The organism is Rhodococcus sp. RD6.2, from assembly GCF_001040705.1.
In the GTDB taxonomy this organism is placed as follows: Bacteria; Actinomycetota; Actinomycetes; order Mycobacteriales; family Mycobacteriaceae; genus Rhodococcus_G.
In genome coordinates, this window is sequence record NZ_CVQP01000006.1 from 568,870 (window position 1) to 585,973 (window position 17,104).

General features: G+C 69.0%; 16 protein-coding genes. 7 read left to right on the forward strand and 9 right to left on the reverse strand.

The window, feature by feature from the left end; genetic code table 11:
* The first annotated feature begins 35 nt into the window (after positions 1-35).
* Both RHCRD62_RS12870 and bioD read left to right on the forward strand, forming a co-directional pair.
* Entirely contained in the window at positions 36-1,169 is a 1,134-nt protein-coding gene (locus tag RHCRD62_RS12870) for an 8-amino-7-oxononanoate synthase (RefSeq protein WP_050065063.1), read from the forward strand.
* The gene (gene bioD, locus RHCRD62_RS12875; RefSeq protein WP_050065064.1) at positions 1,166-1,882 is read left to right on the forward strand and encodes a dethiobiotin synthase; all 717 of its coding nucleotides are present in this window, start codon (positions 1,166-1,168) and stop codon (positions 1,880-1,882) included. The genes RHCRD62_RS12870 and bioD overlap by 4 nt, the downstream gene beginning before the upstream one ends.
* A 51-nt stretch (positions 1,883-1,933) precedes the next feature.
* Here bioD and RHCRD62_RS12880 read toward each other — a convergent pair whose 3' ends face one another.
* The 8 genes from RHCRD62_RS12880 to RHCRD62_RS12915 all read right to left on the reverse strand — a co-directional run bounded on the left by RHCRD62_RS12880 (position 1,934) and on the right by RHCRD62_RS12915 (position 10,950).
* Entirely contained in the window at positions 1,934-3,097 is a 1,164-nt protein-coding gene (locus RHCRD62_RS12880; protein ID WP_050065065.1) for a thiolase family protein, read from the reverse strand.
* Positions 3,098-3,127: 30 nt separating this feature from the next.
* Complete coding sequence (locus RHCRD62_RS12885) at positions 3,128-3,907, reverse strand: crotonase/enoyl-CoA hydratase family protein (protein ID WP_050065066.1); 780 nt, start codon at positions 3,905-3,907, stop codon at positions 3,128-3,130.
* Complete coding sequence (locus tag RHCRD62_RS12890) at positions 3,904-4,668, reverse strand: SDR family NAD(P)-dependent oxidoreductase (protein ID WP_050065067.1); 765 nt, start codon at positions 4,666-4,668, stop codon at positions 3,904-3,906. The genes RHCRD62_RS12885 and RHCRD62_RS12890 overlap by 4 nt, the downstream gene beginning before the upstream one ends.
* 34 nt (positions 4,669-4,702) lie before the next feature.
* Positions 4,703-5,851, reverse strand: coding sequence for an acyl-CoA dehydrogenase family protein (locus tag RHCRD62_RS12895; RefSeq protein WP_050065068.1), 1,149 nt, complete (start codon positions 5,849-5,851; stop codon positions 4,703-4,705).
* A gap of 42 nt (positions 5,852-5,893) precedes the next feature.
* Entirely contained in the window at positions 5,894-7,156 is a 1,263-nt protein-coding gene (locus RHCRD62_RS12900) for a CaiB/BaiF CoA transferase family protein (protein WP_253277297.1), read from the reverse strand.
* Positions 7,153-8,466, reverse strand: a complete 1,314-nt coding sequence (locus RHCRD62_RS12905; protein ID WP_084734234.1) for an MFS transporter — start codon at positions 8,464-8,466, stop codon at positions 7,153-7,155. The genes RHCRD62_RS12900 and RHCRD62_RS12905 overlap by 4 nt, the downstream gene beginning before the upstream one ends.
* A 184-nt stretch (positions 8,467-8,650) precedes the next feature.
* A complete protein-coding gene (locus tag RHCRD62_RS12910) occupies positions 8,651-9,652 on the reverse strand; it encodes a LysR family transcriptional regulator (protein ID WP_172671056.1) in 1,002 nt (333 codons plus the stop codon).
* 44 nt (positions 9,653-9,696) lie between these two features.
* Positions 9,697-10,950, reverse strand: a complete 1,254-nt coding sequence (locus RHCRD62_RS12915; protein WP_157050918.1) for a cytochrome P450 — start codon at positions 10,948-10,950, stop codon at positions 9,697-9,699.
* A gap of 123 nt (positions 10,951-11,073) precedes the next feature.
* Here RHCRD62_RS12915 and RHCRD62_RS12920 point away from each other — a divergent pair, with 123 nt between their 5' ends.
* The 5 genes from RHCRD62_RS12920 to RHCRD62_RS25840 all read left to right on the forward strand — a co-directional run bounded on the left by RHCRD62_RS12920 (position 11,074) and on the right by RHCRD62_RS25840 (position 15,171).
* A complete protein-coding gene (locus RHCRD62_RS12920) occupies positions 11,074-11,358 on the forward strand; it encodes a hypothetical protein (RefSeq protein ID WP_050065070.1) in 285 nt (94 codons plus the stop codon).
* Entirely contained in the window at positions 11,355-12,173 is an 819-nt protein-coding gene (locus RHCRD62_RS12925) for a hypothetical protein (protein WP_050065071.1), read from the forward strand. The genes RHCRD62_RS12920 and RHCRD62_RS12925 overlap by 4 nt, the downstream gene beginning before the upstream one ends.
* A gap of 45 nt (positions 12,174-12,218) precedes the next feature.
* Positions 12,219-14,180, forward strand: coding sequence for a fumarate reductase/succinate dehydrogenase flavoprotein subunit (locus tag RHCRD62_RS12930; protein WP_050065072.1), 1,962 nt, complete (start codon positions 12,219-12,221; stop codon positions 14,178-14,180).
* On the forward strand, positions 14,180-14,941 hold the full coding sequence (locus RHCRD62_RS12935; RefSeq protein ID WP_050065073.1) for a succinate dehydrogenase/fumarate reductase iron-sulfur subunit: 762 nt from the start codon (positions 14,180-14,182) through the stop codon (positions 14,939-14,941). Before RHCRD62_RS12930 ends, RHCRD62_RS12935 begins: the two co-directional genes overlap by 1 nt.
* Positions 14,942-15,015: 74 nt before the next feature.
* Entirely contained in the window at positions 15,016-15,171 is a 156-nt protein-coding gene (locus RHCRD62_RS25840; protein ID WP_157050894.1) for a hypothetical protein, read from the forward strand.
* 83 nt (positions 15,172-15,254) lie between these two features.
* Here RHCRD62_RS25840 and murJ read toward each other — a convergent pair whose 3' ends face one another.
* Entirely contained in the window at positions 15,255-16,841 is a 1,587-nt protein-coding gene (murJ, locus tag RHCRD62_RS12940) for a murein biosynthesis integral membrane protein MurJ (protein WP_050065074.1), read from the reverse strand.
* Between the last annotated feature and the right edge of the window lie 263 nt (positions 16,842-17,104).

Consider the following 17,104-nt stretch of genomic DNA (forward strand, 5'->3'; position numbering starts at 1 on the left):
TGTACTTGAACAGCGTTCAGGTATGGTCGGTTGTCATGACCGATGCACTGAGTTGGCTCGACGACATCGCTGACGCACGCCGGGCCGCCGGCCTGCACCGTGTGCTGCGACCGCGTACCGCGGGATCCGCGTTCGTCGACCTCGCCTCGAACGACTACCTCGGTCTCACCCGGCATCCCGAGGTGCTCGACGCCGCCGGCACCGCGCTGCGCCGCTGGGGTGGCGGCGCCACGGGGTCGCGGCTGGTCACCGGCACCACGGCCGAGCACGAACTCCTCGAAAGCGAACTCGCCGACTTCGTCGGCGCCGCATCGGGACTGGTTTTCGCCAGCGGCTACGCCGCGAACCTGGGCGCGGTCACCGCACTCGCCGGACGCGACGCCCTCGTCGTCTCCGACGCCGGCTGCCACGCCTCCCTGGTCGATGCCTGTCGCCTGTCGCGGTCGCGGGTGGTCGTCACCCCGCACGCCGACGTCGCCGCGATCGCCGCCGCGCTCGCCACCCGCACCGAACCGCGGGCGCTCGTGCTCACCGACTCGGTGTTCAGCGCCGACGGCGACCTCGCGCCGCTGCGCGAGATGCACCGGGTGTGCCGCGAACACGGTGCCCTGCTGCTCGTCGACGAGGCGCACGGCATCGGCGTGCGCGGCGACGGCGGTCGCGGACTCGTCCACGAGGTCGGCCTCGCCGGAGAGCCGGACGTCGTGGTGACGGCAACGCTGTCGAAATCCCTTGCCTCGCAGGGAGGTGTGGTGCTCGCCGACGAGCGCGTCCGGGTGCACCTGATCGACACGGCCCGCACCTTCATCTTCGACACCGGCCTCGCGCCGGCGGCCGTGGGCGCGGCTCGGGGCGCCCTCGCGGTGCTGCGCCGCGAACCCGAGCGGGCTGCGGCGGTCCTGGAACGCGCCCGCGACCTCGCCCGGATCACCGGAGCGCAGAACCCCGAATCGGCCGTCGTGTCCGTCATCCTCGGCGACCCGCAGGTCGCGTACGACGCGTCCGTCGCGTGCCGCGAACGCGGACTCCACGTCGGCTGCTTCCGGCCGCCGTCCGTTCCGGAGGGCACATCGCGGCTGCGGCTCACCGCCCGCGCGAACCTCACCGAGGCGGACATGACCCTCATCGAGGGCGTGCTCACCGACGTCCTGGCGACGGCACACGCATGACCGTCCTGTGCGTGACCGGAACTTCCACCGACGTCGGGAAGACCGTCGTGACCGCGGCGCTCGCGGCGTGCGCGCAGGCCGACGGCTTGTCGGTCGGTGTCGTCAAACCGGCGCAGACCGGTGTCGCCGCGGATGAACCCGGCGACCTCGCCGAGGTGCAACGGCTGACGGGGGTTCGGGACGTCGTCGAACTGGCGCGCTACCCGGAGCCCCTCGCCCCCAACACGGCGGCGCGACGGGCGGGTGCACCGCTCCTCGAACTACGCGACCTCGTCGCGGCCGTCCGCGCCCTGGACGCCGACCACGACCTGACGATCGTCGAAGGCGCCGGGGGAGTACTGGTGCGGCTCGGAGTGGGCGGGTTCACGCTGCTCGACGTCGCGGCCGAACTGGGCGCACCGCTGCTGCTGGTCGCCGCGGCGGGGCTCGGCACCCTCAACCACAGTGCGTTGACCGTCTCTGCCGCCCGGAACGCGGGCGTCGACTGTGTCGGAACGGTGGTCGGGTCGTGGCCTTCCGAACCCGACCTCGCGATGCGCTGCAACCTCGCCGACCTACCCGATGTGACGGGTGTGCCGCTGCTCGGCCGCATCCCGGACGGCGCCGGACGGCTCGACCGGGAGGCGTTCATCTCCCTGGCGCCGGGCTGGTTCGACGGCGCACTTCCGTTTCGGGCGGATGGCAGTTCCGGTCCGGCCGTGACGTCCGGATAGCCCGATGCACCGGACGCGTCTCGTGCGGGTCCGGTGCATCGGGTTCGGCTGTCAGGCCGTGGCGGACAGGTTCTCGAACACGGTGGCGTTGGCCATGCCCCCGCCCTCGCACATGGTTTGCAGCCCGTACCGGAGGCCGTTGTCGCGCATGTGGTGGACGAGGGTGGTGGCCAGGCGCGCGCCCGAACCGCCGAGCGGATGGCCGAGTGCAATCGCTCCGCCCAGCGGGTTCACCCTGTCCTCGTCGGCGCCGGTCTCTCGCAGCCACGCCCCGACGACGCTGGCGAACGCCTCGTTCACCTCGAACGCGCCGATGTCGTCGAGGGTCAGGCCCGCGCGCTGCAGGACCCGTTCCGTCGCCGGGATCGGGCCGCCGAGCATCGCGACCGGATCGGACCCGACCACCGTTGCGGTGTGCACCCGGGCAAGCGGGGTCAACCCCAGTTGCCGGGCACGCTCCCCGGACATCACCAGGAGCGCCGCGGCGCCGTCCGAGATCTGTGACGCGTTGCCCGCGGTGACGCGCCCGTTCGCGTCGAACACGGTCTCGAGCTGAGCCAGCTTGTCGAGCGTCGTGCCGCGGCGAATGCCCTCGTCGGCGTCGAACTTGGTCCCGTCCGGCAGGGTCACCGGAGCGATCTCACCCGCGAAGCGGCCCTCGTCGACCGCGCGTGCCGCCCGCTGGTGCGACCGCATGCTGTACTCGTCGAGCCAGCCGCGGCCGAGGTCGTAGCGGGCGGCGAGGATCTCGGCGCCGCGACCCTGGTTGAACTCGATGCCCTCGTATCGGCGCTTGATCGTGTCGCTGTTCGGGTCGCCGAGGCCGACGCGGCGCGCCGACCCCATCGGGATCCGGGTCATCGACTCGACACCGCCTGCGACGACGACGTCGTACTGGCCCGCGATCACGCCTGCGGCGGCGAAGTGCAGTGCCTGCTGGCTGGACCCGCACTGCCGCTCGATCGTGGTGCCGGGCACGGACTCCGGCCACCCGGCCGCGAGGACGGCGTTGCGGGCGATGTTGCCTGCCTGCTCGCCGACCTGGCCGACGCAGCCCCACACGACGTCGTCCACGACCGCGGCGTCGACTCCGGTCCGGTCGAGCAGTGCGGTGAGGACGCCCGCCGACAGGTCGACGGGGTGGACCTCGGCGAGGCTGCCCTTGCGGCGGCCGATCGGCGTACGCACCGCCTCGACGATGACTGCATCACGCATGGTGTGTTCCTGTTCTCTCGTACCCGGCGCTCATGTTGCGGTCCAGACCGGGGTGCGTCGTTCGGTGAAGGCCGCAGCGCCTTCGCGGGCGTCGTTGGATCCGAACACCGGCATCACGATCTGCCGGGTCCGCTCGAAGGTCTCGGTCGGAGACCAGCTGGGGGCGTAGTCGACCACCTTCTTGCTGGCCCGCACCGCGAGCGGGCCGTTCGCAGCGATCTCCTCGGCGAGTTCGAGTGCCTCCGCGAGCACCTCGCCCTCCGGTGCCAGCCGGTTGATCAGTCCGAGCGGGTGCAACTGCGCGCCGGTCATCGACCTTCCCGTGAGCACCATCTCCAGCGCGATCGCGCGTGGCAGCCGCGCCGGTAACCGGTGCAGTCCGCCTGCCGCGGCGACCAGGCCGCGCCGCACCTCGGGCAGACCGAAGGTCGCGTCGGGTGCAGCCACGATGAGGTCGGCGGCCAGGGCGATCTCGAATCCGCCGGCGAGAGCGGGACCGTCGACAGCGGCGATCAGCGGTTTCGCCGGTGTCGACTCGACGAGTCCGGCGAAACCGCGCCCCTCGACGCGGGGGCTCTCGCCCCGCAGGAATGCCTTGAGATCCATTCCAGCGCAGAAGAATCCGCCGGCGCCGGTGAGCACGCCCACGCTGAGCTCGGGATCGTTGTCGAGCAGGTCCATCGCGGCGGCGATCGCGGCGGCAACCGCACCGTCGACAGCGTTGCGGGCCTGCGGGCGGTTGAGGGTGATCACCATGACCCGGCCGCGGCGTTCGGTCAGGACCACCGGCGCGGTGACCTCGTCGGTCATCGGGGCGCCATCCGGATCGCACCGTCGAGGCGGATCGTCTCGCCGTTGAGCATCCCGTTGGTGATGATGTGTTCGGCCAGCGCCGCGAACTCGGACGGGTCACCGAGCCGCTGCGGGTGCGGAACGGCGGCTGCGAGCGCGTCGCGGATGTCGTCGCGCGCGTTCAGCAGCAGCGGAGTGGCGAACACGCCGGGCGCGATCGTGTTGACCCGGATCCCGACGCTGGCGAGATCCCGGGCGGCGGGCAGGGTCATGCCCACGACGCCGGCCTTGGAGGTCGCGTAGTTGATCTGCCCGATCTGGCCTTCGTAGGCGGCGACGGAGGCGGTCAGCACCACCGCGCCGCGGTCTCCGTCGAGCGGCTCGTTGGCGGCCATCGTCTGGGCCGCGTAGCGCAGCACGTTGAACGTGCCGATCACGTTGAGCCGGATCACCGACTCGAACGGCTCGAGGTCGGCCGCCTTGCCCGCCTTGTCGAGGATGCGCATCGGCTTGCCGCGGCCGGCGCAGTGCACGACGGCACGCACCGGGCCGCGCTCCGCGGCGGCGGCGAATGCGGCCTCGACGGCCGCGGAATCCGTGACGTCGGTGGGTACGAACGTGGCCGCCGCGCCCAGCGCCGCGGCCTGCTCGGCGCCGGGCGAGCCGGGCAGGTCGAGCAGGGTCACGGTGGCGCCGGACTCGATCAGCCGGGTGGCGCTGGCCAGGCCGAGACCGGAGGCGCCGCCGGTGACGACCGCGTTGATGTCCTTGATCTGCATGGTGATTCGTCCTTCGGTGTTCTCTGGTACGGGTCTAGATTCCGAGCGACTTGGAGATGACGCTCTTCATGACCTCGCTGGTGCCGCCGTAGATCCGGGTGACGCGGGCGTCGGCGTAGAGGCGGGCGATCGGGTACTCGGTCATGTAGCCGTAGCCGCCGTGCACCTGCAGGCACTTGTCGATGACGCGGGCCTGCATTTCGGTGCAGAACAGCTTGACCTTCGCGGCGTCGGCCGGGGTCAGGGTGCCGTTGTCGAGGGCGATCAGCGCCTGGTCGAGCATCGACTGACCGGCCTGCAGTTCCGTTGCACATTCGGCGAGCACGAACTTGGTGTTCTGGAAGCTGGACAGCGGCTTGCCGAACACCTGACGTTCCTGGGCGTACTCGATGGCCAGGTTCACTGCGGCGGTGGCGGTGGCCACGCCCGTGATCGCGATCGACAGGCGCTCCTGCGGCAGGTTGTGGCCGAGCATGCCGAACGCCTTGCCCTCCTCGCCGAGCAGGTTGGCCACCGGCACCCGGACGTTGTCGAAGGTCAGCTCCGCGGTGTCGGACGACTTGATCCCGATCTTGTGCAGGTTCCGGCCGCGGAGGAAGCCGGCCATGTCACGCTCGACGACGATCAGTGACAGGCCGTTGCGCCGGTTGGTCTCGTCCTTGGACGTGCGTGCCACCACGATCACCAGGTCGGCGCCGATGCCACCGGTGATGAACGTCTTGTTGCCGTTGAGGATGTAGTGGTCGCCGTCGCGGACCGCGGTGGTGGCGACGCCCGCGAGGTCGGAGCCGATGCCGGGCTCGGTCATGGCGATCGAGCTCACCAGGCTGCCGTCGGCGAAGCCGGGGAACCAACGCTGGCGCTGCTCCTCGTTGGCGTACTCGAGGAAGTAGGGCAGCACGGTGTTCAGGTGCACCTGGAAGCCGCCGAGCGAGGCTGCGGCGTAACCGATCTCCTCGTACACGACGGTGTTGAACAGGAAGCTGTCGATGCCGCCGCCGCCGTACTGCTCGGGCACCTGCAGGCCGTTGATGCCGATCTCCGCGGTCTTGTAGTAGAAGTCGCGGGGGATGCAGCCGGCCTCCTCCCACTCGGGCATGTTCGGAGTGATCTCCTTGGCGATGAACTGTCGGACCGAGTCCCGGAAGGCGTCGTGATCCTCGGTGAAGATGGTGCGCTGCATGATGATTCCTTCGGAAATGTGGCGGTGCGGGTGTTGAGGTGACTAGCGCCGGACGACGACGCCGTCGGCGGCGAGGGCATCGATCGACTCGCCGGGGTAGCCGAGCTCGGTGAGCAGTTCGGCGGTGTGCTGGCCGAGGTCGGGCGCGCCGGCCGTGGGCAGCTTCGGGACGCTCTCGAGGTGCCACGGCGTGCCCAGGGCGGTCGCGGGCATGCCGTCGGGGCGGCTGACCTCGATGAAGAGTCCGGAGGCCTCGACGTCGGGGCTGCGCAACGCCTCGGGGTAGGTGTTGATGCGGCCGGCGACGACACCGTTGCCGGTCAGCATGCTCATCGCCTCGTCACTGGTCATCGCCCTGAACGCGGCGTGCAGGTCGGCGAGCAGGGCCGCCTTGTTGCGGACCCGGGACGCGTTGTCGGCGAAGCGGGGGTCCTCGGCGAGCTCGGGCCTGCCCAGCAACCGGCACAGCCGGCTGAAGTGAACCTCGGAGTAGGCGGAGACCACCACGCTGCCGTCTCGGGTCGGCATGATGTCGGCCGCGGGCGCCACGGTCGGCTGCCCGTTGCCCATCCGCTTCGGCTCGACCCCGGTGCTGAGGTAAGCGCCCCAGTTGGGTGTCTGCAGGTGCAGCGCGACCTCGAGCAGCGAGACCTCGACGGTGTCGCCCTCCCCGGTGCGCAGGCGCCGGATGTAGGCGGCGAGGATCGCCTGGGCGCAGACGTAACCGGTTGCGGCGTCGACGATCTGGGCGCCGACCTTCTGCGGCTCACCGTCCCGCTCTCCGGTCACCCACATCAGGCCGCTCTCCGCCTGTGCGGCGATGTCCAGGCCGGCGCGGTTGCGGGACGGCCCGTGCAGGCCGAAGCCGCTGACGGTGGCGTACACGAGGTGCGGGTGCGCGGCGCGCATCGCCTCGGCGCCCAGTCCCATCGAGTCCATCACACCGGGGCGCAGGTTCTGTACGACGATGTCGGAGTCGGCGATCAGGCGACGGGCGATCTCCTGGCCGCGAGGGTCTTTGAGGTCGATCGCGATGTCGCGCTTGCCTCGGTTGTAGTTCTGCACCATCGCCTCGCCGTGCGGGCCGATGCCGCGGGCGGATTCGCCGTGCACCGGCTCGACCTTGACCACGTCGGCACCGAGGTCGACGAGGATCTGCGTGGCGGCGGGGGCCGCGATGAACTGTCCGAAGTCGACGACGCGGACGCCGTCCAGGGGCTTGTCGATCATGGCTGTCCCGTTCCTGGTGGTGCCGTTCTCGGTCATGGGGTGCGTGGGTGTCGGGTTCGCGGACGCGCCGTTCATGCGGTCGCCTCGACCCGGCGGCGGATGAGGGCGATGTCGCGCTCCGGGTTGACCAGGAAGACCGCGACGATCGCGCCGACGATCATCAGGACGCCGCTGGACTGGAAGCCGATCGCGTAGCCGGTGATCTTGTCGACCGACGATCCGACGGTGAATCCGAGGACGAGCGGAGCCACCATGCCGGAGATGCTCGCGATGGCCGAGAGCATGCCGAGGACCATCCCACGCTTCTTCGCCTGGACGACGTCGGCGATAGCGGACAGCGCGACACCGAATGCCGCGGTGTTCATCGAGAAGGCGAGGGCGATCAGGATCAGCTGAGGTGTGCCCTGGTCGAGCAGGGTGAACCCGGCCATGGAGAGTCCGCCGCCTGCGACGAGCGCCGCGCTGAACCAGCCGCGGGCGACCTTGCGGGAGACGCCTCGAGAGACCAGCCTGCCGGAGATCCAGCCTGCGCCGATGGCACCGACGGCGGCGAGTCCGTACGGCAGCATCATCAGCTGTCCTGCGGTGGCGGTGTCGTAGCCGAGGCCTTCCTGGAGGTAGACGGGCAGCCAGGCGATCTTGAGGGTGGTGGACCAGTACGAGCTGAACATCAGGACCGCGATGCCGATGACGGTGCCGGTGCGCAGGATCGTCTTGTACGGCGCGTCGACGGTCTCGACGACGACCGTGGAGGTGGGCGCCGCGTCACCGTCGCCGGAGTTGCGGCCGAGGATCAGCCAGGCCACCGCCCACAGGACACCCATTGCGATGAGGACGTAGAACGCGGCGTGCCAGTCCCACCGGAAGATGATCCAGGTGAGCGCGGGCGCGGCGAGAAGGGTTCCGATCGAGGCGCCCGCGGAGACGAATCCGCCTGCCATTGCCCGCTTCTCGGGTGGGAACCAGGAGTGCGCGGCGTGATTGGCGAGAGCGAAAGCGGGGCCCTCCGCGAATCCGAGAACGACGCGGCACGCGATGAGGACGCCGAAGCTGACGGTGCCGAGCAGCGGGATCATCGTCGCGACCCAGGTCAGCATCAGTCCGGCGAGCAGCCAGCGCAGGCTCACCCGCGAGGAGAGCCAGCCGAAGAACAGTGCGCCTGCCGCGAACAGCCAGAAGAAGCTGCTCTGCAGGAGGCCGAACTGCTCGGAGGACAGGCCGAGGTCCTTCTGGATCTGGACGCCTGCGAACGCGATGACGGACTTGTCCGCGTGATTGATGAGCATGAAGGCGACGAGGAGTCCGACGATGATCCATGCGCGTCGCGACCGTGTCGGGTGCGGCGCACGGACCGGCGCGTCGGTCGGTGCGGCTGTTTGTGTCATGGGGATCCCTTCGGTGGCGACGGGACACCGGCGAGCTGCTAGGGAGGCCCGGAGCGGGCGGATCCGGAGGCGAAAGCTGCGGTTGATCCGGCCAGCGCGGCGGTGTGATCGGGTACACACCATTCAAGGGCGCAGGGATGGATTGGGTCAAAGACGAAAAAAGTAGCGAAAATACTGCAATTGCCTATGAGTTCGTGCTCCCGGCGTTGTCCTGACGCATGCGCCGGTCGGTCTCGTCGCGGGTCACTTTCGCGGCGTCGACCAAGGTCGCACCGCCCGCCATGCGCTCGGCGATGGACCGCGCGAACTCCTCGAAGGACTCACGCGCGCAGCTCAGGAACTCCGTCGACGCCTCGGTGAGCCGTCCGGGCCGTCGGATGACCCCCATGCGGCGGGTCAGCCGCGGCGAGAGCTCGCGCACCACACCGCCCCGCAGCATCGCGTCCAGTCCACTGCGCAGCGCGACGATCGACACGCCGCCGCCGGCGAGCACGATCGGCAGGACGGCACCGCGCTGACGCACCTCCACCGCGACCTCGGGTTCGATTCCGTGGGTGCGCAGCGAGCGCTCGATGTAGTCGCGGGTCGCGGTGCCGCGCTCGCCCATCACGAACGGTGCGCCGGACAGCATCCCGATCGGCACGGGGTCCGGCCAGCGGGCCTCGGTGCCAGGTGGGCACACCAGCACCAGCTGTTGATCGATCAGTTCCTCGCCCACCAGGTCCTCGGTCGGGAGCGGAAGCGACAGGATGCCGAGTTCGCAGGCGCCCGAGCGCACCAGAGTCACGACGTCCGCGGTCTCGTCGCGTTCCTCGATGTGGAAGCGGATGTCCGGGTACAGCCGCCGGAACTTGGCGACCCACACCGACAGTGGATCCGACGACAGGTCCGAGAGCGAGGCGATGTCGATTCGGCCGCGCCGCATCGCGCCGACGTCGCGGACCGCGTTCTCGGCTGCGTGCACCTCCCGCAGGATCGACCGCGCCGGGCCGACGAGGGCCTCGCCTGCGGGGGAGAGCACCAGTCCGCGACCGACCCGATGGAACAACTCGGTGCCGAGGTCCTTCTCGAGCTTGCGCACCGCCTGGGACAGTGACGGCTGCGCCACCCGCAGCTGCGCCGCTGCCCGGGTGACCCCGCCGTGGTCGACCACGGCGAGGAAGTACTCCATCTGGCGCAGGTCCATGGTCCGAATCTAGTTGCACGACCCTCGCGCGGTCGCGAGCCGCCTCAGTGCGGCACCGGGCATTCGCCGCCGTATCCGACCGGGAAGTGCTTGATCCCGTTCAACCAGCCCGACCGCAGCCGCTGCGGGTCTCCGAGCTTGGTGATGTCCGGCAGCCGGTCGGCGATCGCGCCGAAGATCAGGTCGATCTCCATCCGAGCGAGGTTCGCGCCCAGGCAGAAGTGCGCCCCCGAACCGCCGAAGCCGAGGTGCGGATTCGGATCCCGCGTGATGTCGAAGACCGTCGGATTCTCGAACACCTCCTCGTCGAAGTTCGCCGACGCATAGAACATCGCGAGACGGTCGCCCGCCCGGATCTGCTGGCCGCCGAGAACGGTGTCGGCGGTCGCGGTGCGCTGGAACGACGTCACGGGAGTCGCCCACCGCACGATCTCGTCGGCGGTCGTGGCGGGACGCTCCCGCTTGAACAGCTCCCACTGGTCGGGGTGGTCGAGGAAGGCGAGCATGCCGTGGGTGATCGCGTTGCGGGTGGTCTCGTTGCCCGCGACGGCGAGGAGCAGCACGAAGAAGCCGAACTCCTCGGGAGTGAGCGAGTCACCGTCGACGTCGGCCTGGATGAGCGTGGTGACGATGTCGTCGGCGGGGCAGCGGCGCCGCTCGTCCGCCATCCCGTAGGCGTAGCCGATCAGCTGCGACACCGACTCCATCGGATCGGCGTCGTACTCCGGGTCGTCGCCGCCGATCATCTCGTTGGACCAGTCGAACAGCTTGCGGCGATCCTCCTGCGGAACCCCGATCAGCTCCGCGATCGCCTGGAGGGGCAGTTCGGCAGCGATGTCGGTGACGAAATCGCCGCCGTCGCCTGCCGCCGCGGCGGTCGCGACGATGCGTTCGGCACGGTCGGACAGTGCCGCGCGAAGATTCTCGATCGCCCGCGGCGTGAACCCGCGCGCCACCAGTTTGCGCAGCTTCGTGTGTTCGGGCGCGTCCTTGTTGAGCATGATCAGCCGCTGCATCTGGAACGACTGCTCGTCGATGTCGTCGTCGAGTCGCACCAGCGCGCCGTTGCGCCAACTCGAGAACAGTCCGCTGTCACGCGAGATCGCCCGCACGTCCTCGTGCCGGGTGACGACCCAGAATCCCTCGTCGTGGAACCCGCCGACGGTCGGCGGCTGCGGGTTCCACCACACCGGGCAGGTCCGGCGCAGTGCGGCGAGCGCGGCGTGGGGGACGCCGTCGGTGTAGGCGTCGGGATCGGTGAAGTCGTAGCCCGGCGGGAGGTTGACGGGCGGTGGCACGGTTTCGTTCGACATGGACTGCTGTCCCTTCGGGTTGGACTCGTGTCCCTTCGGATCGCACGCGAGTGCAAAGCTTCTGCCGTACTGTGAGGGTCATCACATCATCTGTGGTTGGAGGTTGCCATGTCCACCAGCGAAATGATGGAGCTGCAGCGCACGATCGGGCATCTTCGCCAGTGCGTCGGCTCGCTTCGCAACACCTACGGTGACGCGGCGGCGGTGCAGCGGCTGGCGAACGACGTCGAACGCCTCGGGATCGACGCGGGCGACCTCGACGCGTCACCGCCCCGCCTGGCGCACCCCGTCACGGAGGCCGAACGGGTCCGCGTCCCGGAGGCTCCGTACGACCACACGCTGTGGCAGGGGGCCGACGACGAAGGCGTCGGCGGTCACCCGCACGAGCGGTGAGCGCGCCGGCGAGAACCGCCACCGGCGTCCGGACGCCCGGGCGCGCGTCCCTCGCGGCGCGCACCCTGCGCACGGACCTGTGGTGGCGTCCGCCGCTCCTGACTGCGCTCGGCCTCGCGGTGTTCGTCGGCTACGCGACCGTTCGCTCCTTCGTGCGGACCGCCTACTGGGTCGACGAGTACCACTATCTGACGCCGTTCTACTCGCCCTGTGTCAGCGCGTCCTGCGCGCCCGGATCCACCCACTTCGGAGTCTGGATCGGCCAGCTGCCGATGTGGATTCCGCTCGCGTTCCTGTCGCTGCCGTTCCTGCTCGGATTCCGGCTCACCTGCTACTACTACCGCAAGGCCTACTACCGGTCGATCTGGATGGCCCCGCCCGCCTGTGCGGTCGCGGAACCACACAGCAAGTACACCGGTGAGACGCGGTTGCCGCTGATCGTGCAGAACGCGCACCGCTACTTCTTCTACGTCGCGCTGGTCGTCTCCGCCATCAACACCTACGACGCGGTGCTCGCATTCCACGGAGCCACAGGCGGATTCGGATTCGGGCTCGGCAACGTGATCATCACCGTCAACGTGATCCTGCTGTGGGCGTACACGGTGTCGTGCCACTCGTGCAGGCATGCCGTCGGTGGTCGGCTGAAGCACTTCTCCGCGCATCCCGTCCGGTACCGATTGTGGACGTGGGTGAGCCGCCTCAACACCCGGCACATGCAGTTGGCGTGGGTGACCCTCGCGACGCTGATGCTGACGGACTTCTACATCATGCTCGTCGCGAGCGGCACCATCTCCGACCTGCGCTTCGTGAACTGAGTTTCCTGGACAGAGAAGTTCTTGGTGGCACGAGGGAGGTTGTCGGTGGCGGGAGTGGAGCGGCACGACTACGACGTGGTCGTCATCGGCGCCGGAGGCGCGGGCCTGCGGGCCGTCATCGAAGCCAGGGAGCGGGGGCTGCGGGTCGCGGTGGTGTGCAAGTCGCTGTTCGGCAAGGCGCACACGGTGATGGCCGAGGGCGGCTGCGCCGCCGCGATGGGCAACGCCAACTCGAAGGACTCCTGGCAGGTGCACTTCCAGGACACCATGCGCGGTGGAAAGTTCCTGAACAACTGGCGGATGGCCGAACTGCACGCCCGGGAGGCTCCGGACCGGGTGTGGGAACTGGAAACCTACGGCGCGCTGTTCGATCGCACCGCGGACGGGCGGATCGCGCAACGGAACTTCGGCGGCCACACCTACCCGCGACTCGCGCACGTCGGCGACCGCACCGGCCTCGAACTGATCCGGACGATGCAGCAGAAGATCGTCTCGCTGCAGCAGGAGGACTTCGCCGTCACCGGCGACCACGAATCGCGGATCAGGGTGTTCGCCGAGTGCACGATCACCGAACTGATGGTGCGGGACGGCGCGATCGCGGGGGCGTTCGGGTACTGGCGCGAGTCCGGCCGATTCGTCCTGTTCACTGCACCCGCCGTCGTGCTTGCGACCGGTGGAATCGGCAAGTCCTACAAGGTGACGTCGAACTCCTGGGAGTACACGGGCGACGGTCACGCCCTCGCGCTGCGGGCCGGGGCGAAGCTCATCAACATGGAGTTCATCCAGTTCCACCCCACCGGAATGGTGTGGCCGCCGAGCGTGAAGGGCATCCTCGTCACCGAGGGCGTCCGTGGCGACGGCGGCGTCCTCAAGAACTCCGACGGCACCCGATTCATGTTCGACTACATCCCTGCCGTGTTCAAGGGTCAGTACGCCGAAACCGAGGACGAGGCGGACCAGTGGCTCAAGGACAACGACAGCGCCCGACGCACCCCGGACCTGCTGCCGCGTGACGAGGTGGCGCGCGCGATCAACTCCGAGGTCAAGGGCGGGCGCGGCACCGAACACGGTGGCGTGTACCTCGACATCGCCTCCCGGATGCCTGCCGACGAGATCGTGCGGCGACTGCCGTCCATGCACCATCAGTTCCTCGAACTCGCGGATGTCGACATCACGAAGGAACAGATGGAGGTCGGGCCGACCTGTCACTACGTGATGGGCGGGATCGAAGTGGACCCCGACACCGGATCATCCAGTGTGCCCGGACTTTTCGCGGCAGGAGAATGCTCCGGAGGCATGCACGGCTCCAATCGGCTCGGTGGCAACTCGCTGTCGGATCTCCTGGTGTTCGGGCGGAGAGCCGGGTTGGGTGCGGCGACCTACGTCGAATCGCTCACCGAGCGGCCCGAGGTCACACCGGACGCGGTGGACGCCGCCGCGGCGATGGCGCTCGCGCCGTTCGACCCCCCGACGACGGGGGCGTCACCCGAGAATCCGTACACCCTGCACATGCGGTTGCAGCAGGTGATGCACGACCTGGTCGGCATCATCCGGACCGAATCCGAGATCCGCTCCGCCCTGGACGAACTCGAACAGATCCGGGCCCGCATCGAACACGTCGCCGTCGAGGGGCACCGGCAGTTCAACCCCGGCTGGCACCTCGCGATCGACCTCCGCAACATGCTGCTCGTCAGCGAATGCGTCGCCAGGGCGGCCCTGATGCGCACTGAGAGCCGAGGAGGGCACACCCGGGACGACCATCCGGGTATGGAGTCGAGCTGGCGGGGCACGCTGCTCGTCTGCGGCCTCGTCGGCGGCGCCGACGCGGGCGGCCGGGTCGTCCCCGACGTCGGGGTCACGCCGGAGCCGCAGCAGCCGATGCGTCCGGACCTGTTCGCGCTCTTCGACTTCGCCGAGGTGGCGAAGTACTACACAGATGTGGAGCTCGCGGAACATCCAGGCAGAGCCGACGACGAACCTGCGGGACATCCGGGAAAGGTGGAGTGATGGGCTATCAGGCGGCTTTCCGGGTGTGGCGCGGCGACGCCGACGCCGGCGATCTGCAGGACTACACGGTCGAGGTCAACGAGGGTGAGGTCGTGCTCGACATCGTGCACCGACTGCAGGCGACCCAGGCCCCGGACCTCGCGGTGCGCTGGAACTGCAAGGCGGGCAAGTGCGGCTCCTGCTCGGCCGAGGTCAACGGCAGACCCCGCCTGATGTGCATGACGCGGATGTCGACCTTCGCTGTCGACGAGGTCGTCACGATCACCCCGATGCGCGCGTTCCCGGTGATCCGCGACCTCGTGACCGACGTGTCGTACAACTACGCCAAGGCTCGTGAGATCCAGTCCTTCACGCCGCCAGCCGATCTAGCGCCGGGCGAGTACCGCATGGCACAGGTCGACGTCGAGCGGTCGCAGGAGTTCCGCAAGTGCATCGAGTGCTTCCTCTGCCAGAACACCTGCCATGTCGTGCGCGACCACGACGAGAACAAGGCGGCATTCGCGGGCCCGCGATTCCTGATGCGGATCGCGGAACTCGAGATGCACCCGCTCGACGTCGCGGACCGCCGCGACGTCGCGCAGACCGAGCACGGCCTCGGGTTCTGCAACATCACCAAGTGCTGCACGGAGGTGTGTCCCGAGGGGATTCACATCACCGACAACGCCCTGATCCCGATGAAGGAACGGGTCGTGGATCGGCGCTACGACCCCGTGGTCTGGCTGGGCAACAAGCTGTTCCGGCGCGGCGGCTCGTCGACCTGAAAACTCCCTCCGAAAGCGGTACATGTGGCGGCATGCGGCCGTACTGTGAGCGCAGTCACACACTGGAGGTTGAGATGCGCACGAAGTCGCTGGTCGCGGGAGTTGTCAGTGCCGGATTTCTCGCGGCGAGCGTGTGGGGTGCATCCGCGGTCGTCAACGCGGGCCTGACCGCCGGCCCCGGTGCGCCCGCGCCCGTCTCGGCGCCGGCGGCCTTCGCCGCAAACCGCTGACAGGGGCGGCATCCGCGATGAGCCGGTGACCGGTTCGTCTCCACGCGGGACGGTCGAGCATGGGTCCAGCAGATGCGCGCCGGTCAGCCAATCAGCAGAGCCCTGGCGTTGCGTATCTCGGGGATGCCGATCTTCTGCGCGGCGAGAAGGAACGTGGGGACTCCGAGGACGGCCACTGCCGCAAGAGTTGCCGCTGCCGCCTGCCGTGGGTTGGCGAGCAGATGGTGCGACAACCCGACCGCGACGACGCAGATCGCCCCGGTGACGATCGACGCCCACAGCGCCCGCGAGAAGTTTCCGAGCACGTTGTGGAAGCCGAGCAGTCCGTAACGGCGACGCAGGGCCAGATGGCCACCGATGGCACCCACGAGGTAGGACAGCGAACTCGCGACCGGCAGCATCACCACGATGGAACTGTCCGGAAGCGTCGTGACGACCAGGGCGACGACGGCGATCTTCGTGGCCACCATGCCGGCGTTGATCAGCGTCGGCGTGCGCATGTCACTGCCCGCGTAGAAGACCCGCATCTGAAGCATCACCAACGCGAACGGCGGCAACCCGAACGCGGACAGCGCCAACGCGACACCGATGAGGCGGGCGGCATCCACATCGATGCGGCCCACGAACAGTACCGTGGTCAGCATCGGTCCGAGGAGGGCCATCGCGACTGCGGCAGGGACGAGGGCGACCACCGAGTACCGGGCTGCGCGGCCCATGTCGGCGACCAGCCCATCACGGTCCCCGACGGCCACCGCATGGGAGATGCGGGGCATGAGCACGGTCAGCAGGGATACCCCGAGGATCCCGTACGGCACCTGGAACAGCAGGTCGGCGTACGTGTAGGTCGAGACCCCGCCGTGGCTGAACGCCGCCTTGAGCACGACCGCGACGCCGACCTGACTGATCGCGACGTACAGCAGCACCCAGCCGAGCAATGTCACGCCGACGCGGACCGGCCGCCATGTGTACGGCACCGGCCTCACCCGCCAACTCCACCGAAAGCCGGTACGCCGCAACGCCGCCACCGTCCAGATGGCCTGGACCACGATCCCGGTCGTGGTCCCACCGCCCAGGACGAGAACCTGGGCGGTGGTCATCGTCGATGGCAGCAACGTCACGGGCCCCGGCACTGCCGCGAAGACCCCGACCGTCGCGAGCACGACCAGGTTGTTGACCACCGGCGCCCAGGCCGCAGGCGCATAGCTGTCACGTACGTTGAGCACGGCGGTCACCGTCGCAGCGATCGCGTAGAAGAAGATCTCCGGCAACAGCAGGTATGCCAGGACGGTCGCCAGTTGTGACTGCTCCGCGTCCGACACCAACGCCGTGACGAGGATCGGGGCACACGCCACCGCCAGCGTCGTGACTGCCGCTGCCGCGAGAACCGTCGCGAGCAGCAGGCGCTGCGTGAAAACTCGCGAACAGGTTCGCCCGCGGAGCCGCGCACGCGCCAGTGCAGGAACGAAGACACTGCTCATCACGCCACCGAGGAGCAGTTCGTACACCATGTTCGGCATGCTGTTCGCGCCGTTGTAGGCGTCGCCGACCGCCGCTGTGCCCAGCACCGCCGCCAGGGCGAGGGTGCGGACGAGTCCTGTTGCACGACTGGCCGCGGTCGCCACGGCGACGGCCCCGGTCGCGCGCGCAAATGTGCTCTGTGAAACCCCCATCCGAACATGGTGCCCCAACTCGGGGCGGGGGAGGGCGGTTCGTCGCCCGAGTCGAACGCGCGCGGCACTTCAGTGCGGTGGGCAGTGCCATTTCGGGCATTCAACGGGACATGCTAACCGGAATGCGACAACCGGAACCTATATCCGGCGACCTGAGGGTACGCCAAGCCCCACCTGGTGTAATGTCATAATGTTTGGGCTATCGGATTTCGGAGGACTGGCGGTGGTCGCCGCCGTACCCCGCGTGCGGCCACTCACGTACC

Coding starts and splice junctions, on each gene's coding strand:
- RHCRD62_RS12870 (WP_050065063.1), top strand. CDS start 36: ATGACCGATGCACTGAGTTGGCTCGACGACATCGCTGACGCACGCCGG.
- RHCRD62_RS12910 (WP_172671056.1), bottom strand. CDS start 9,652: ATGGACCTGCGCCAGATGGAGTACTTCCTCGCCGTGGTCGACCACGGC.
- RHCRD62_RS12890 (WP_050065067.1), bottom strand. CDS start 4,668: ATGCAGATCAAGGACATCAACGCGGTCGTCACCGGCGGCGCCTCCGGT.
- murJ (WP_050065074.1), bottom strand. CDS start 16,841: ATGGGGGTTTCACAGAGCACATTTGCGCGCGCGACCGGGGCCGTCGCC.
- RHCRD62_RS12935 (WP_050065073.1), top strand. CDS start 14,180: ATGGGCTATCAGGCGGCTTTCCGGGTGTGGCGCGGCGACGCCGACGCC.
- bioD (WP_050065064.1), top strand. CDS start 1,166: ATGACCGTCCTGTGCGTGACCGGAACTTCCACCGACGTCGGGAAGACC.
- RHCRD62_RS12920 (WP_050065070.1), top strand. CDS start 11,074: ATGTCCACCAGCGAAATGATGGAGCTGCAGCGCACGATCGGGCATCTT.
- RHCRD62_RS12905 (WP_084734234.1), bottom strand. CDS start 8,466: ATGACACAAACAGCCGCACCGACCGACGCGCCGGTCCGTGCGCCGCAC.
- RHCRD62_RS12895 (WP_050065068.1), bottom strand. CDS start 5,851: ATGCAGCGCACCATCTTCACCGAGGATCACGACGCCTTCCGGGACTCG.
- RHCRD62_RS12900 (WP_253277297.1), bottom strand. CDS start 7,156: ATGAACGGCGCGTCCGCGAACCCGACACCCACGCACCCCATGACCGAG.
- RHCRD62_RS25840 (WP_157050894.1), top strand. CDS start 15,016: ATGCGCACGAAGTCGCTGGTCGCGGGAGTTGTCAGTGCCGGATTTCTC.
- RHCRD62_RS12885 (WP_050065066.1), bottom strand. CDS start 3,907: ATGACCGACGAGGTCACCGCGCCGGTGGTCCTGACCGAACGCCGCGGC.
- RHCRD62_RS12880 (WP_050065065.1), bottom strand. CDS start 3,097: ATGCGTGATGCAGTCATCGTCGAGGCGGTGCGTACGCCGATCGGCCGC.